Origin of the sequence: Mycolicibacterium duvalii (assembly GCF_010726645.1) — a bacterium.
Taxonomy (GTDB): domain Bacteria; phylum Actinomycetota; class Actinomycetes; order Mycobacteriales; family Mycobacteriaceae; genus Mycobacterium; species Mycobacterium duvalii.
This window is the reverse complement of record NZ_AP022563.1, coordinates 1,431,405-1,445,233: the sequence shown is the minus strand read 5'-3', so window position 1 is coordinate 1,445,233 and position 13,829 is coordinate 1,431,405. Positions and strand designations below refer to the sequence as shown.

The window sequence follows — 13,829 nt, the reverse complement described above, 5'->3', positions numbered from 1 at the left end:
AAGAGAGCGGTGCTCACTGATTGACGATGCCATGCTTGGTAACACAAAACAAGAGCACCGATCTCTATTCATGCGACACTGAGCCGGTGGGTCGACGTCAGGACGCCAGGGACCGGACCGAACGTCGCATTGTCGAACTGGGCCGCCGGCAGCTTGCCGATGTCGGCGCGGCAGGATTGTCCCTGCGCGCGATCGCCCGCGACCTCGGGTTGGTGTCTTCGGCGGTGTACCGCTACGTCGCCAGCCGCGACGACCTGCTGACCCTCTTGCTGGTCGACGCCTACACCGAACTCGCCGAGACGGTCGACCGGGCCGCCGGCGATGCCGGCGATCACTGGCGGACCCAGCTGCGCGCGATGTCGCGCGCCCTGCGGGGATGGGCGGTCGACCACCGGGCGGAGTGGGCCCTGCTGTACGGCAGCCCGGTGCCCGGTTACCGCGCGCCGCGAGATCGCACGGTCGGCCCGGGCACCCGGGTGATCGGCGCGCTGCTCGCGGCGGTATCCGCCGGCGCGGCCACGGGGGAGGTCACGGGCGGGCCGCCGGTCGACCTGAGTCCCACGTTGACGGCGGACCTGGCCGCGCTGCGCACGGAGTTCGGGGTGTCTGTCGGCGACGCGGCCCTGGTCAAGTCGCTGTTGCTCTGGGCAGCGCTGATCGGTGCGGTCAACCTCGAGGTTTTCGGCCACTACGGCCCCGACACCTTCACCGGGCCGGCGGAGGTCTTCGACGTCCAGGTGGAACTGCTCCTCGACATGCTGGCGCAAAATTAGAACACGTTCTAGCCAGCGTGGGCTGCTGACGATATTCTCGAACCGATGCCAGACCAGACACCTGTCCAGATTGCGTGGGTGACGAACGACCTCGACGCCACCGAGGCGATGTTGACGGCACTGCTCGGCGCCAAGAGCTGGGTGCGGATGCCCGCCGTGCACTTCGGCCCCGACACGTGCACCTACCGGGGCGCACCCGCGGACTTCGTCGCCGACATCTCGTTGAGTTACGCCGGCGACACCCAGCTCGAAGTCATCGCGCCGGTATCGGGGGACAGCATCTACACCGAGTTTCTCGATCGCAGCGGCCCCGGTCTGCACCACGTCTGCGTCGAGGCCGCCGACGCCGAAGATTTGTCGGCGGCGGTCACCGCCGCCTGCGCGGCGGGCGCCTCGGTGGTGGCCGACGGCACCATGGCCGGCGGCATGCGGTTCGCGTACGTCGCGGCGCCCGGTGCCGGGGTGCCCTATCTCGAACTCGCCTACATCCCGCCCCAGATCCGCGCATTCTTCGACCATGTGAAACAGGAGCAGCAGTGAGCATGAAAAACGTCCCCGCCATCGTCCATGCGGGCGAGGTAGACGAGTGGTCCGACGAGGCCGATGTCGTGGTGCTGGGATTCGGCATCGCCGGCGGATGCGCGGCGGTCAGTGCGGCCGCCGCCGGGGCGAAGGTCCTGGTGTTGGAGAAGGCCGCCGCAGCCGGCGGCACCACGTCGATGGCCGGCGGGCACTTCTATCTGGGCGGCGGCACCGCGGTGCAGCAGGCCACCGGCCACGACGACTCGGCCGAGGAGATGTACAAGTACCTGGTGTCGCAGTCACGCGACCCCGAGCACGACAAGATCCGGGCCTACTGCGAGGGCAGCGTCGAACACTTCAACTGGCTCGAGGCGCTCGGTTTCGAGTTCGAGCGGACGTTCTACCCCGGCAAGGTGGTCGTCCCGCCGGGCACCGAGGGCCTGTCCTACACCGGCAACGAGAAGGTGTGGCCGTTCTGCGAGCAGGCCGCGCCGGCGCCGCGCGGCCACTCCGTGCCGGTGCCCGGGGAACTCGGCGGCGCGGCCATGGTCATCGATCTGCTGCTCAAGCGTGCCGACGAACTCGGTGTGCAAATCCGTTACGAAACGGGTGCCACCGCGCTGGTCGTCGATGACGACGGCGCGGTATGCGGGGTGGCCTGGAAGCACTTCGCCGAGACCGGCTACCTCAAGGCCGGCGCGGTGGTCATCGCCGCGGGCGGCTTCGCGATGAACGACGAGATGGTGGCCGAGTACACCCCCGCGCTCGGACAGGAACGCAAGACCAAACATCACGGCACCGTGGCGCCCTACATCCTGGGCAACCCGAACGACGACGGTCTGGGCATCCGGCTCGGTGTCTCGGCCGGGGGCGTGGCGCTGCACATGCAGGAGCAGTTCATCACCGCGGCGGCCTATCCGCCGGAGATCCTGCTCACCGGCGTCATCGTCAACGCCGAGGGTCAGCGCTTCGTGGCCGAGGACTCGTATCACTCACGCACGTCGGCATTCGTGCTTGAACAGCCCGACCAGATCGCGTATCTGATCGTCGACGAGGCGCACATGCAGATGCCCGAGATGCCGCTGATCAAGTTCATCGACGGGTGGGAGACGGTCGCCGAGATGGAATCGGCGCTGGGCATCCCGGCCGGCAACCTCGCGGCCACCCTCGAGCGGTACAACGCCAACGCCGCGGCCGGCGTCGACCCGGACTTCCACAAACAGCGCGAATACCTTGCCGCACAAGACAACGGCCCCTGGGCTGCATTCGATTTGTCCCTCGGCCGCGCGATGTACTCCGGATTCACCATGGGCGGTCTGAAGGTTTCGGTGGACGGCGAGGTGTTGCACCAGGACGGCTCGGCGATCCCCGGCCTGTACGCCGCCGGCGCATGCGCGTCCAACATCGCCCAGGACGGCAAGGGTTACGCGAGTGGGACGCAGCTCGGGGAAGGCTCGTTCTTCGGGCGGCGGGCGGGAGAACACGCAGCGCGGCGGGCGGGAGAACACGCAGCGAGGCGGGCGGGAGAACACGCTGCGAGGCGGGCGGGAGAGCACACCGCCGGCGCTTAGCGTGCCCCGGCGGTGACGCCCAGCTGCCAGTCGCCGTCGCCGACGAGCTTGAGCTCGCGGGTGTGGTGCTGTTCGACGGTGCTGCGGTGGCTGACGCTGACCAGGATGGTGTCGGGCAACTCGGTGCGCACCAGCCGGTAGAGCACCAGCTCCAGCCCCTCGTCGAGCGCCGAGGTCGACTCGTCGAGGAACACCGCCTTCGGCTTGGTCAGCAGAATCCGCGCGAACGCGACGCGTTGCTGCTCGCCGGGGGAGAGCACCTTGGCCCAGTCCTGCACCTCGTCGAGCCGATCGCCCAGGTGCGGCAGTGCCACCTTGTTCAGCGCGTCGCGCAGCACCTCGTCGGGTAGATCACCCGGGTTGCGGGGATAGGACACCACGGTGCGCAGATCACCGAGCGGTACGTAGGGCAGCTGCGACAGGAACAGGGTGGAATTGTCTTCCCCCGGAGCGCGAATCGTGCCCGACGCGTAGGGCCACAGCTGGCCGAGACTGCGCAGCAGCGTCGTCTTGCCGCTGCCCGACGGGCCGGTCACCAACAGCGCGTCGCCGGGTTCGAGCGTCACGTCCAGCGGTCGCACCAGCTGTCGGCCGTCGGGGGTGCGAACCTCGACGTCGTCGAGTTCGACCCGCCCGTCGCGGGAGTCTTCGGCGTTCAGCGTGGGCAGCGCCCGGCCTTCCTCATTGGCGACCACCAGACCGTAGAGACGGATGATGGCCGCCCGGTAACCGGCGAAATCGTCATAGGCGTTCCGGAAGAACGAGAGCCCCGACAGGATCTCGCGGAAGGCGCTCGCGGTCTGGGACAGCTGCCCCAGCGTGATCTCGCCGTTGTAGAACCGGGAGAACTGCACGATGTAGGGGATGAGTTCCTGGGCCTGGGTGATCGACAGGTTCCAGCCGAGGAAGCCCGCCATCCGATTGACGTAGCGCTTGTAGTTGTCCACCACCGGCCGGAACAGCCGGCGCAGCCCGGTGCGCTCGGCCAGCTCCCCGCGGTAGAACGCCACCGCCTCGGCGGCGTCGCGCAGCCGCACCAGCGCGTACCGGAACGCGGCGTTGAACTTCTCGTTGCGGAACGCCAGCGTGATGATCGGCCGCCCGATCCAGAACGCGACCACCGTGGCGAACAGGATGTAGACGATGCCGATCCAGAACATCGCCTTGGGCAGCTCGACGCCGACGAACGGCAACGTCACCGGACCGGAGAGGTTCCACAGGATCGCGGTGAACGAGATCATCGCCGCGATCGACGAGATCGCGCCGAACAGCAGCGTGGTGCCGGAGGTGTTGTTCGGCCGGTTGGGCAGCGGGCCGACGCCGGCGGTGAAGATGTCGATGTCCATCTGGATGCGCTGATCCGGGTTGTCGATGGTGTCGTCGATGAACCGCGACCGGTAGTAGGCCTTGCCGTCGAGCCAGTCTCCGGTCAGCCGGTCGGTCAGCCAGGCCCGCCACCGCAGCATGAACCGCTGGGTCACCAGCAGGTCGAGCATGATGGTGGCGACGTTGATGACCGCCAGCACCGCGAAAACGCCCATGGACAACCAGAATCCGTCGCGGCCCGACGCGCGGACCGTGTCGTCGCCGGCACCGACGCCGGCGGCGATCACCTGGAAGCTGGTCATCATGTCGTTGCCCTGGAAGCTGAACAGCACCGACAAGCGCACGCTGGCGATCACCAACAGCAGGATCCCGGCCAGCCACAGCCAGACGATGACGCTCTCGGGCCCGGTGAAGTAGCCGCGCGTGACACGCCAGAACTGCCCGCCCCAGACGGTGAACCGCACGATGAGCACCAGCACGACCATGGTGGCCACCGCGGCGTAGGCCCAGCCCTGGGCGATCCACCACAGCGAGGTCCACAGCTCGTTGCCCCAATCCAGTGTCGGGGTGAACGTTTCCATGCGGTGCAAAGTACCGCGCCGTCACCGCGGCAGCGTGGTGGAGGCGTTATCCCGACGGCGCGAGTCGTTCCAGCCGCCAGGCGCCGTCGCCGACGAGGTCGAGGCGACTTCCGTGGAACGGATGCACGCTGCTGCGGTGGCTGACACTGACGATGATCGCGTCGGGCAGTTCGGCGCGCAGCAGCTGGTACAGCATCAGCTCGAGGCCCTCGTCGAGCGCCGATGTCGATTCGTCGAGGAAGATCGCCGCCGGCCTGCTCAGCAGGATGCGGGCGAACGCGATGCGCTGCTGCTCACCCACCGACAGCGCGTTGGCCCAGTCCTTGTCCTCGTTGAGCCGGATCGCCAGATGCGCCAGGGCGACGTCGAGCAGGGCCTTCTGAACGCGCTTGTCGTCCACCGCTCCCGGCGGCTGCGGATACGTCACCACCGTGCGCAGATCACCGACAGGCAGATACGGCAACTGCGGAACGAACATCACCTCGTCGCGGCCCCGCGGCAGCCGGACCCGGCCCGACGCGAAGGGCCACAGGCCGGCGATGCTCTGCAGCAGCACCGACTTGCCTATGCCGGATTCCCCGGTGATCACCAGCGCCTCGCCGGGCCCGACCGTGAGGTCGAGGTCGTGCACCAGCGGGGTGCCGTCGGGGCGGCGCACCGCGACACCGGCGACCTCGAGTGCGCCATCGCCCGACGTGGCGATGTGCACGCTGCTGAAATCACCTGCCCGGTCGTTCTGTTCGGCCAGGCCGTCGAGCCGGATGATGGCTGCCCGGTAGCTGGCGAACTGGTCGTAGGCGTTGCGGAAGAACGACAGCGACTCGTGGATGGCGCCGAACGCGTTCGACGACTGCCACACGTCGCCGAACGAGATGCGCTGCGCGAACAGGCCTTGCGCCTGCACCAGCCACGGCAGCGGGTTGATGGCCTGGCTCACCGTCACGTTCCAGCCGAAGAACAACATCATCCGGTTGAGCCAGTGGCGGTAGTTGGTCATCACCGCGTCGAGCCGTCCGCGCAGCAACGACCGTTCGGCGGGTTCGCCACGGTAGAGCCCGATGGCCGCACCGGTCTCGCGGACCCGCACCAAGCCGAAACGGAACGCCGCGTTGCGCCGCTCGTTGAGGTAGCTCAGCCGGATCAGCGGTCGGCCGATCACGAACGCCACCACCGTCGCGACGAACACATAGATCAGCACCACCCAGAACAACGCGTGGGGCACCGTGACGCCGCCGAGGGTCAGCGGTTCGGAGAGCCGCCACAGAATCGGCCCGAAGGACAGCACCGAGAGCACGGCGTGCACCGCGCCGAACAGCAAGGTGTCGCTCGAGGTGTAGTTCGGGTTGTTCTGGTAGCCCCCGACACCGGTGGTGAAGATGTCGACGTCCTGCTGGATCCGCTGATCCGGGTTGTCGATCGGCCGCCCGGCGAACTGGGCGCGGTAGTAGGCCAGGTCTCCGAGCCAACCGTCGATGAAGCGGCGGCTCAGCCAGATCCGCCACCGCATGATGAACCGCTGGGTGAGATAGAGGTCGAGCAGCAACCGCACCAGGAAAAGTCCGGCGAGCACCGCGAACACCAGCATGGTCGCCCAGAAGCCGGCGATGCCGCTGTCGCGCCCGGCACCGCCCGGACCGCCGGCGAACGCCACCTGCAGTGAGGTGAACAGGTCGTTGACGTAGTAGGTCAACAGCACGTTGATGCGCACCGAGACGATCACCGACAGCAACAGCAGCCCGACCATCAGCCAGACGACCAGGCTGCGCCGACCGGTGAAATACTCACCGCTCACACGCCAGAATTGCCGCCCCCACTCGGTGAAACGAGCGATCAGCGCCAGCACCAGCAGCAGGCAGATCGCGGTGAGAATCCACGCGGTGGCCACCCACACCGCGGAAGCGAATACCTCCCGGCTCCAGTCCAGGGACGGCTGGAACGTCTGGGTGTCCACGCGTGTGCGACCTCCCCTGGGAGCGGAACCAGCCTGCGGCGAAGCTACCGCAGTGACGAGACCCTGTGCGGGCGACCCGCGGACCGTTGTGTGCCCGGCCGGGCAGCCGCCGGGCCGCGTACCGTGATCGTGTGGCACGCACCTCCTCGAAGACGTCAAAGAAAGCTGGATCCGCGCCGGGGGCCAAGCTCAAGACCGGACGCTCGGCCAACCCGTTCTGGAAGCTGCTCGGCGCGCGGGTCGACAAGGACCAGGGCCGCTCCATGGACCTGGTGCGCAGGTCCGCGGAGTTCGACGCCAAAGCCGCCGAACTCGACGACGAGCAACTCCGCAAGGCCGCCCGCCTGCTGGAGCTCAAGGACCTAGCCGACGCGTCCGACATTCCGCAGTTCCTGGCGATCGCGCGCGAGGCCTCCGAACGCGCGACCGGGCTGCGGCCGTTCGACGTGCAGTTGCTGGGCGCGCTGCGGATGCTGGCCGGCGACGTCATCGAGATGGCCACCGGCGAGGGTAAGACGCTGTCCGGGGCGATCGCCGCCGCCGGCTACGCGCTCGGCGGCCGCAGCGTCCACGTCATCACCATCAACGACTACCTGGCGCGCCGCGACGCCGAGTGGGTCGGACCGCTGATCGAAGCGATGGGACTGACCGTCGGCTGGATCACCGCCGACTCCACCGCAGCCGAGCGCCGCGCGGCCTACCAGTGCGACGTCACCTACGCCTCGGTCAACGAGGTCGGCTTCGACGTGCTGCGCGATCAGCTCGTCGTCGACGTCGCCGACCTCGTCTCCCCGAACCCCGACGTCGCGCTGATCGACGAGGCCGACTCGGTTCTGGTCGACGAGGCGCTGGTGCCGCTCGTGCTGGCCGGGACCAGCCACCGGGAGACCCCGCGGGTGGAGATCATCCGGATGGTCGGCGAGCTGACCGAGGGCAAGGACTTCGCGACCGACAGCGACAGCCGCAACGTGCACCTCACCGAGGCCGGCGCGCAGAAGGTCGAAGCCAAGCTCGGCGGTATCGACCTGTATTCCGAGGAACACGTCTCCACCACGCTGACCGAGATCAACGTCGCGCTGCACGCGCACGTGCTGCTCCAGCGCGACGTGCATTACATCGTGCGCGACGACGCGGTGCACCTGATCAACGCGTCGCGCGGGCGGATCGCGACGCTGCAGCGCTGGCCCGACGGGCTGCAGGCCGCAGTCGAGGCCAAGGAGGGCATCGAGACCACCGAGACCGGCGAGGTGCTCGACACCATCACCGTGCAGGCGCTGATCAACCGCTATCCGACGGTGTGCGGCATGACCGGCACCGCGCTGGCCGCCGGCGAGCAGCTGCGCCAGTTCTACAAGCTCGGGGTGTCGCCGATCCCGCCGAACAAGCCCAACATCCGCGAAGACGAGGTCGACCGGGTCTACGTCACCGCCGCGGCGCGCAACGACGCCGTCATCGAACACATCAAAGAGGTGCACGAGACCGGGCAGCCGGTGCTCGTCGGGACCCGCGACGTCGCCGAGTCCGAGGAGCTGCACCGCCGGCTGGTCAAGGCCGGGGTGCCGGCCGTGGTGCTCAACGCGAAGAACGACGCCGAAGAGGCCGCGGTGATCGCCGAGGCCGGCAAGCTCGGCGCGGTCACTGTGTCCACCCAGATGGCGGGCCGCGGCACCGACATCCGGCTCGGCGGCTCGCACGCCGACGAGCACGACGCCGAGAAGGAACAGGTCGCCGAGCTGGGCGGGCTGCACGTCATCGGCACCGGACGCCACCACACCGAGCGGCTCGACAACCAGTTGCGCGGCCGTGCCGGCCGCCAGGGCGATCCCGGTTCGTCGGTGTTCTTCTCGAGCTGGGAAGACGATGTCGTGGTCGCTCACCTGGAGTCCGGCAAGCTGCCGCTGGACTGCGACGACACCGGCCGGGTCACCCACCCCAAGGCGGCCAGCCTGCTCGAGCACGCACAGCGGGTGGCCGAGGGCCGGCTGCTCGACGTGCACGCCAACACGTGGCGCTACAACCAGCTGATCGCCCAGCAGCGCGCCATCCTCGTCGAGCGCCGCGAGACGCTGTTGCGCACGACGACCGCACGCGACGAACTGGCAGAGTTGTCGCCGGACCGCTACGCCGAGTTGGTCGAACAACTCGCGCCGGACGGCGAGGAGAAGCTCGAGAAGATCTGCCGGATGATCATGCTGTTCCATCTGGACCGCGGATGGGCCGAGCACCTGGCCTACCTCTCCGACATCCGGGAGAGCATCCACCTGCGTGCGCTCGGCAGACAGAACCCGCTCGACGAGTTCCACCGGATGGCCGTCGATGCGTTCGCATCGCTGGCCGCCGACGCCATCGAAGCCGCCCAGCAGACCTTCGAGACCGCGCCGTCGATCGAGGACGAACCCGGCGTGGACCTCTCCAAGCTGGCACGCCCGACGTCGACGTGGACGTACATGGTGCACGACAACCCGCTCAACGACGACACCCTGTCGGCGCTGAGCCTGCCCGGCGTGTTCCGCTAGGTTCAACGGCATGGCCGAGACATCGGCGATCGGAAACCCACCGCCCGGGGACCGGGTGCTGACGGTGCCCAACGTGCTGTCGGTGATCCGGCTGGTGCTGGTTCCGGTATTCCTTTACCTGCTGCTGGTGGCCGGGGGGCCGGCCGCCAACGCGTGGGCGGTCGCGATCCTGATGTTCAGCGGCGTGTCCGACTGGGCCGACGGCAAGATCGCGCGGCTGTTCGACAACCAGTCCTCCCGCCTGGGCGAGCTGCTGGACCCGGCCGTGGACCGCATCTACATGGTCACCGTGCCCGTCGCGATGGCTCTGGCCGGACTGCTGCCGTGGTGGCTGGTGGGCGTCCTGCTGGGCCGCGACCTGGTGCTGGCCGCCACGCTGCCGCTGTTGCGCCGGCGCGGTCTGACCGCGCTGCCGGTCACCTACATCGGCAAGGCGGCGACGTTCGCGCTGATGTCCGGGCTGCCGCTGGTCCTGCTCGGCCAGTACGACGCACTGTGGAGTCGGGTGGTGCTGGCCTGGGGGTGGGGGTTCGTCGTCTGGGGCCTGGCGATGTACCTGTGGTCCGGCGCGCTGTATCTGATCCAGGTCGGGATGGTGGTGCGCATCCTTCCGCCGAAGAGTCCACCGGCGCACACCACGGAGCCGGCCCGAGGATGAGCATGCTGGGGGGCTACGACACCACATCGGGCGGCAACGCGCACCGGGCGGATGCGCCGACCCGGATCCCGGTGCCGTCGCTGCTGAGGTCCCTGCTGTCGGAACACCTCGACCCCGGTTACGCCGCCGCGGCGCGAGAACCGAAATCCCCGAAACTCTCGAGCCGTGCCGCGCAGTGGGGCTGGCAGCTGCTCGCCGCGGTGACCGTCGCCGCGGTCTTCGCGCTGGCCTGGTCGCAGGCACAGGCGACCGCCCCGGGCATGCGGGAGTCCCAGCGGGTGCTGGCGGGCACCGTGCGCGCCGCGGAGAGCGAGACCGCGCAGACAGCCGCGCGCCGCGACGAACTGGCCGCCGTGGTCGAAGTCGAACAACGACGCCGGCTCGAAGGCGACGCCACCGGACGGATGCTGCTGGCCGACCTCGACCGGGCCAACCTCGCGGCCGCGGCCACCCCGGTGATCGGGCCGGGGCTGACGGTGACGGTCACCGACCCCGGCGCCACCCCGGACCTCACCGACGTCTCCAAGCAGCGGGTACCGGGCAGCAGGCAGGTGATCCTCGACCGCGACCTGCAGCTCGTCGTCAACTCGCTGTGGGTCAGCGGCGCCGAGGCCATCTCGGTCGGCGGGGTGCGCGTCGGCCCCAACGTGACGATCCGCCAGGCAGGCGGCGGCATCCTGGTGGACAATCAACCGATCGCCAGTCCCTACGAGATCCTCGCCATCGGGCCGCCGCACGCGTTGCAGGACAACTTCGGTCGCAGCACCGGGCTGCAGCGACTGCGGCTGCTGGAGACGTCGTACGGTGTCGGAGTACGGGTCTCGGCGGGGGAGGGCCTGTCGCTTCCCGCCGGCTCCGTGCGAGACGTCAACTTCGCCACAGAGACGGGACCATAGATGATCGGCATCGTCGCTCTGGTCGTCGGCATCGTGCTCGGCGTGATCTTCCGTCCGGACGTGCCCGAGGTCGTCGCGCCGTACCTGCCGATCGCGGTGGTCGCCGCGCTCGACGCGGTGTTCGGCGGCCTGCGCGCGTATCTGGAGCGGATCTTCGACGCCAAGGTCTTCGTCGTGTCGTTCGTGTTCAACGTGCTGGTGGCGGCTTTGATCGTGTACCTCGGCGATCAGCTCGGCGTCGGCACCCAGCTCTCGACCGCGATCATCGTCGTGCTCGGCATCCGCATCTTCGGCAACGCCGCGGCGCTGCGGCGGAGGCTTTTCGGCGCATGACCGAGCACAAACCGCAGCACTCGGCCCCCCACCAGCACGGCCGCCACGAGTTGCCGCCCGAGCACGCCCGCCCCGGGAGCGGCGGGCTGAACGCGGAGGTGACCGGGCGGGGCCGCTCGCAGCTGGTGTTCGCAATGCTGGGCGTCCTGCTGTGTCTGCTGCTCGGGGTGGCCATCGCCACCCAGGTGCGCCAGACCGACTCGGGTGACTCGCTGGAGACCGCCCGCCCGGCCGACCTGGTGATCCTGCTCGACTCGCTGCAACAGCGGGAGGCGGCGTTGAGCACCGAGGTCGCCGAGCTGCAGCAGACGCTGGCGCAGCTGCAGGCCTCGGGCGACAACGACCAGGCCGCGATCGAGAACGCCCGCGCCCGGCTCGCGGCGCTGTCGATCCTCATCGGCACGGTGCCGGCGACCGGCCCCGGAGTGATCCTGACCATCACCGACCCCACCGGCGGGGTCGCCGCGGAGACCATCCTCGACGTGATCAACGAGCTGCGCGCCGCCGGGACCGAGGCGATGGAGATCCGCGGTCAGCGCAACGGACAGCAGGTCGCCGTCCGCGTCGGCGTGGAGACCTGGGTGGTCGGGGAGCCCGGCGCGCTGATCGTCGACACCACCAGCGTGGGTCCGCCGTATTCGGTTCTGGCCATTGGTGATCCGCCGACCCTGGCGGCGGCCATGAACATTCCCGGCGGCGCGGTGGACAGCATCGAACGTGTGGGCGGCACCATGACGGTGCAACAATCCGAACGGGTCGACGTCACCGCCTTGCGGCAACCGAAAGCCCGCCAATACGCTCAGCCCGTCAAATGACGGACCAGCGATCGACCCAGTTTCAAGGAGCCCCGTGACCGAGATCCCCGCCGACCTGTCTTTCACGACCGAACACGAGTGGGTGCTGCGGACCGGCGACGACACCGTGCGGGTCGGCATCACCGATTACGCGCAGTCCGCGCTCGGCGACGTGGTCTTCGTCCAGCTGCCCGACGTCGACAGTCAGATCACCGCGGGGGAGTCGTTCGGTGAGGTGGAGTCGACCAAGTCCGTCTCCGACCTGTATGCGCCTGTCAGCGCGAAAGTCATTGCCGTCAACAGCGATCTGGAGACCAACCCGCAGCTGGTCAATTCCGACCCGTACGGCGAGGGCTGGCTGGTCGAGCTCCAGGTCGTGGACGGCGCGCTGGAGAGCGGCCTCGCCGAATTGCTCGACGCGGAGGGCTACCGTGCCCACGTGACCGAGTGATGTGTTGTTAGGGTTCGTGCAGACCGGATACAACGAGTGAGATCCGGTCGTGGTGGATACAACGCGGTCCACCGCGCGGTACGGTCGACACAGCGGCAGACGGCTGGAGGTCCGACCGGACACCGCCACAGCAGCCAGTGAGGAGCAGCGGGTGACGGAAAAAGACTTCAATTCGGGGGCGGACTCTGACGAAGTCACCGTGGAAACGACGTCGGTCTTTCGCGCCGACTTCCTCAACGAGCTGGACGCGCCTGCGGCCCCGGGCGGGGAAACCGCGGTATCCGGCGTCGAGGGGCTGCCCGTCGGCTCGGCTCTGCTGGTCGTCAAGCGCGGCCCCAATGCCGGGTCCCGTTTCCTGCTCGACCAGCCCACCACCTCGGCAGGTCGTCATCCCGACAGTGACATCTTCCTCGACGACGTCACCGTCAGCCGCCGGCACGCGGAGTTCCGGCTGGAATCCGGTGAGTTCCAGGTTGTCGATGTCGGCAGCCTCAACGGCACCTACGTCAACCGCGAGCCGGTCGACTCGGCGGTGCTGGCCAACGGCGACGAGGTCCAGATCGGAAAGTTCCGGCTGGTGTTCCTGACCGGGCCGAAGGGCGACGACGCCGCCGCCGGCAACTGACAGACGGCCCATCACCGCCGACCGCCGAGTGACCGCCACGAGCCGATGACACAGCCCGAGACCTCTGCACTGAACGGGATGTCGATCGGGGTTGTCCTCGATCTACTGCGCGGCGAGTTCCCCGACGTCACCCATTCCAAGATCCGGTTCCTCGAAGCGGAGGGCCTGGTAACGCCGGAGCGCACGGCGTCGGGGTATCGGCGGTTCACGGCGTACGACTGCGCACGGCTGCGGTTCATCCTGACCGCCCAGCGCGACCAGTACCTGCCGTTGAAGGTGATCAAGGCGCACCTGGACGCGCAGCCCGACGGTGAACTCCCGCAGACCGGATCCCCGTATGCGACACCGCGTCTGGTGCCGGTCGACGACAGCGCCGGCAGCGTGGGTGGTGTCACCGCACCGCCACAGCCCAGCCAGGTCCGGCTCAGCAGGGAGGACGTGCTGGCACGCTCCGGGGTCGACGAGGAACTGTTGTCGTCTCTGGTCAAGGCGGGCGTCATCAGCCCATGCTTCAAGAGCGCCAGCGCAACCTTCTTCGACGAACACTCGGTGGTGATCGCCCAATGCGCCCGCGCGCTGGCCGATTACGGTGTCGAACCACGGCATCTGCGGGCCTTCCGGTCCGCGGCCGACCGGCAGTCCGACCTGATCGCGCAGATCGCCGGCCCGGTGGTCAAGGCCGGGAAAGCGGGTGCGCGCGATCGCGCCGACGACCTCGCGCGCGAGGTCGCCGCGCTGGCGATCACCTTGCACACGTCACTGATCAAGTCCGCGGTCCGCGACGTTCTGGACCGCTGAGGACTAGACTCGCCGTGACGGGTTATCCGTCGGG

The 13,829-nt window shown here is 68.6% G+C and carries 13 protein-coding genes; 11 read left to right on the top strand and 2 right to left on the bottom strand.

Annotated features, from left to right (window positions below; translation table 11 throughout):
* The first annotated feature begins 86 nt into the window (after nucleotides 1-86).
* The 3 genes from G6N31_RS06595 to G6N31_RS06585 are packed head-to-tail and all read left to right on the top strand — an operon-like array spanning nucleotide 87 to nucleotide 2,866.
* Nucleotides 87-773, top strand: coding sequence for a TetR/AcrR family transcriptional regulator (locus tag G6N31_RS06595; protein WP_098006097.1), 687 nt, complete (start codon nucleotides 87-89; stop codon nucleotides 771-773).
* 45 nt (nucleotides 774-818) lie between these two features.
* Nucleotides 819-1,313 (top strand): VOC family protein, encoded by a 495-nt coding sequence (locus G6N31_RS06590; protein ID WP_098006099.1) that lies wholly within the window; start codon nucleotides 819-821, stop codon nucleotides 1,311-1,313.
* Between the two features lie 2 nt (nucleotides 1,314-1,315).
* Complete coding sequence (locus tag G6N31_RS06585) at nucleotides 1,316-2,866, top strand: FAD-binding protein (RefSeq protein ID WP_163722076.1); 1,551 nt, start codon at nucleotides 1,316-1,318, stop codon at nucleotides 2,864-2,866.
* Here G6N31_RS06585 and G6N31_RS06580 read toward each other — a convergent pair.
* Together G6N31_RS06580 and G6N31_RS06575 are read right to left on the bottom strand one after the other, a co-directional pair.
* Nucleotides 2,863-4,773, bottom strand: coding sequence for an ABC transporter ATP-binding protein/permease (locus tag G6N31_RS06580; RefSeq protein ID WP_098006103.1), 1,911 nt, complete (start codon nucleotides 4,771-4,773; stop codon nucleotides 2,863-2,865). The two genes, G6N31_RS06585 and G6N31_RS06580, sit on opposite strands and share 4 nt — an antisense overlap.
* Before the next feature lie 46 nt (nucleotides 4,774-4,819).
* Nucleotides 4,820-6,724, bottom strand: a complete 1,905-nt coding sequence (locus tag G6N31_RS06575) for an ABC transporter ATP-binding protein/permease (RefSeq protein ID WP_098006106.1) — start codon at nucleotides 6,722-6,724, stop codon at nucleotides 4,820-4,822.
* 224 nt (nucleotides 6,725-6,948) lie between these two features.
* On the opposite strand from G6N31_RS06575, the gene secA2 reads away from it, so the two are divergent.
* The 8 genes from secA2 (at nucleotide 6,949) to ftsR (ending at nucleotide 13,795) form a co-directional block, all read left to right on the top strand.
* Nucleotides 6,949-9,240 (top strand): accessory Sec system translocase SecA2, encoded by a 2,292-nt coding sequence (secA2, locus tag G6N31_RS06570; protein ID WP_435404849.1) that lies wholly within the window; start codon nucleotides 6,949-6,951, stop codon nucleotides 9,238-9,240.
* Between the two features lie 10 nt (nucleotides 9,241-9,250).
* Nucleotides 9,251-9,898, top strand: a complete 648-nt coding sequence (locus G6N31_RS06565) for a CDP-alcohol phosphatidyltransferase family protein (protein ID WP_098006109.1) — start codon at nucleotides 9,251-9,253, stop codon at nucleotides 9,896-9,898.
* The gene (locus tag G6N31_RS06560) at nucleotides 9,895-10,794 is read left to right on the top strand and encodes a DUF881 domain-containing protein (protein ID WP_098006111.1); all 900 of its coding nucleotides are present in this window, start codon (nucleotides 9,895-9,897) and stop codon (nucleotides 10,792-10,794) included. Before G6N31_RS06565 ends, G6N31_RS06560 begins: the two co-directional genes overlap by 4 nt.
* Complete coding sequence (locus G6N31_RS06555) at nucleotides 10,795-11,127, top strand: small basic family protein (protein WP_098006114.1); 333 nt, start codon at nucleotides 10,795-10,797, stop codon at nucleotides 11,125-11,127.
* Nucleotides 11,124-11,942, top strand: a complete 819-nt coding sequence (locus G6N31_RS06550) for a DUF881 domain-containing protein (RefSeq protein WP_098006116.1) — start codon at nucleotides 11,124-11,126, stop codon at nucleotides 11,940-11,942. Before G6N31_RS06555 ends, G6N31_RS06550 begins: the two co-directional genes overlap by 4 nt.
* A gap of 34 nt (nucleotides 11,943-11,976) precedes the next feature.
* Nucleotides 11,977-12,372 carry a glycine cleavage system protein GcvH gene (gcvH, locus tag G6N31_RS06545; protein WP_098006118.1) on the top strand — a complete coding sequence of 132 codons (396 nt, stop codon included), beginning with the start codon at nucleotides 11,977-11,979 and terminating at the stop codon, nucleotides 12,370-12,372.
* A 151-nt stretch (nucleotides 12,373-12,523) separates the two neighbouring features.
* Nucleotides 12,524-12,997 (top strand): glycogen accumulation regulator GarA, encoded by a 474-nt coding sequence (garA, locus tag G6N31_RS06540; protein WP_098006120.1) that lies wholly within the window; start codon nucleotides 12,524-12,526, stop codon nucleotides 12,995-12,997.
* A 45-nt stretch (nucleotides 12,998-13,042) separates the two neighbouring features.
* Entirely contained in the window at nucleotides 13,043-13,795 is a 753-nt protein-coding gene (gene ftsR, locus G6N31_RS06535; protein WP_098006122.1) for a transcriptional regulator FtsR, read from the top strand.
* Nucleotides 13,796-13,829 lie beyond the last annotated feature (34 nt).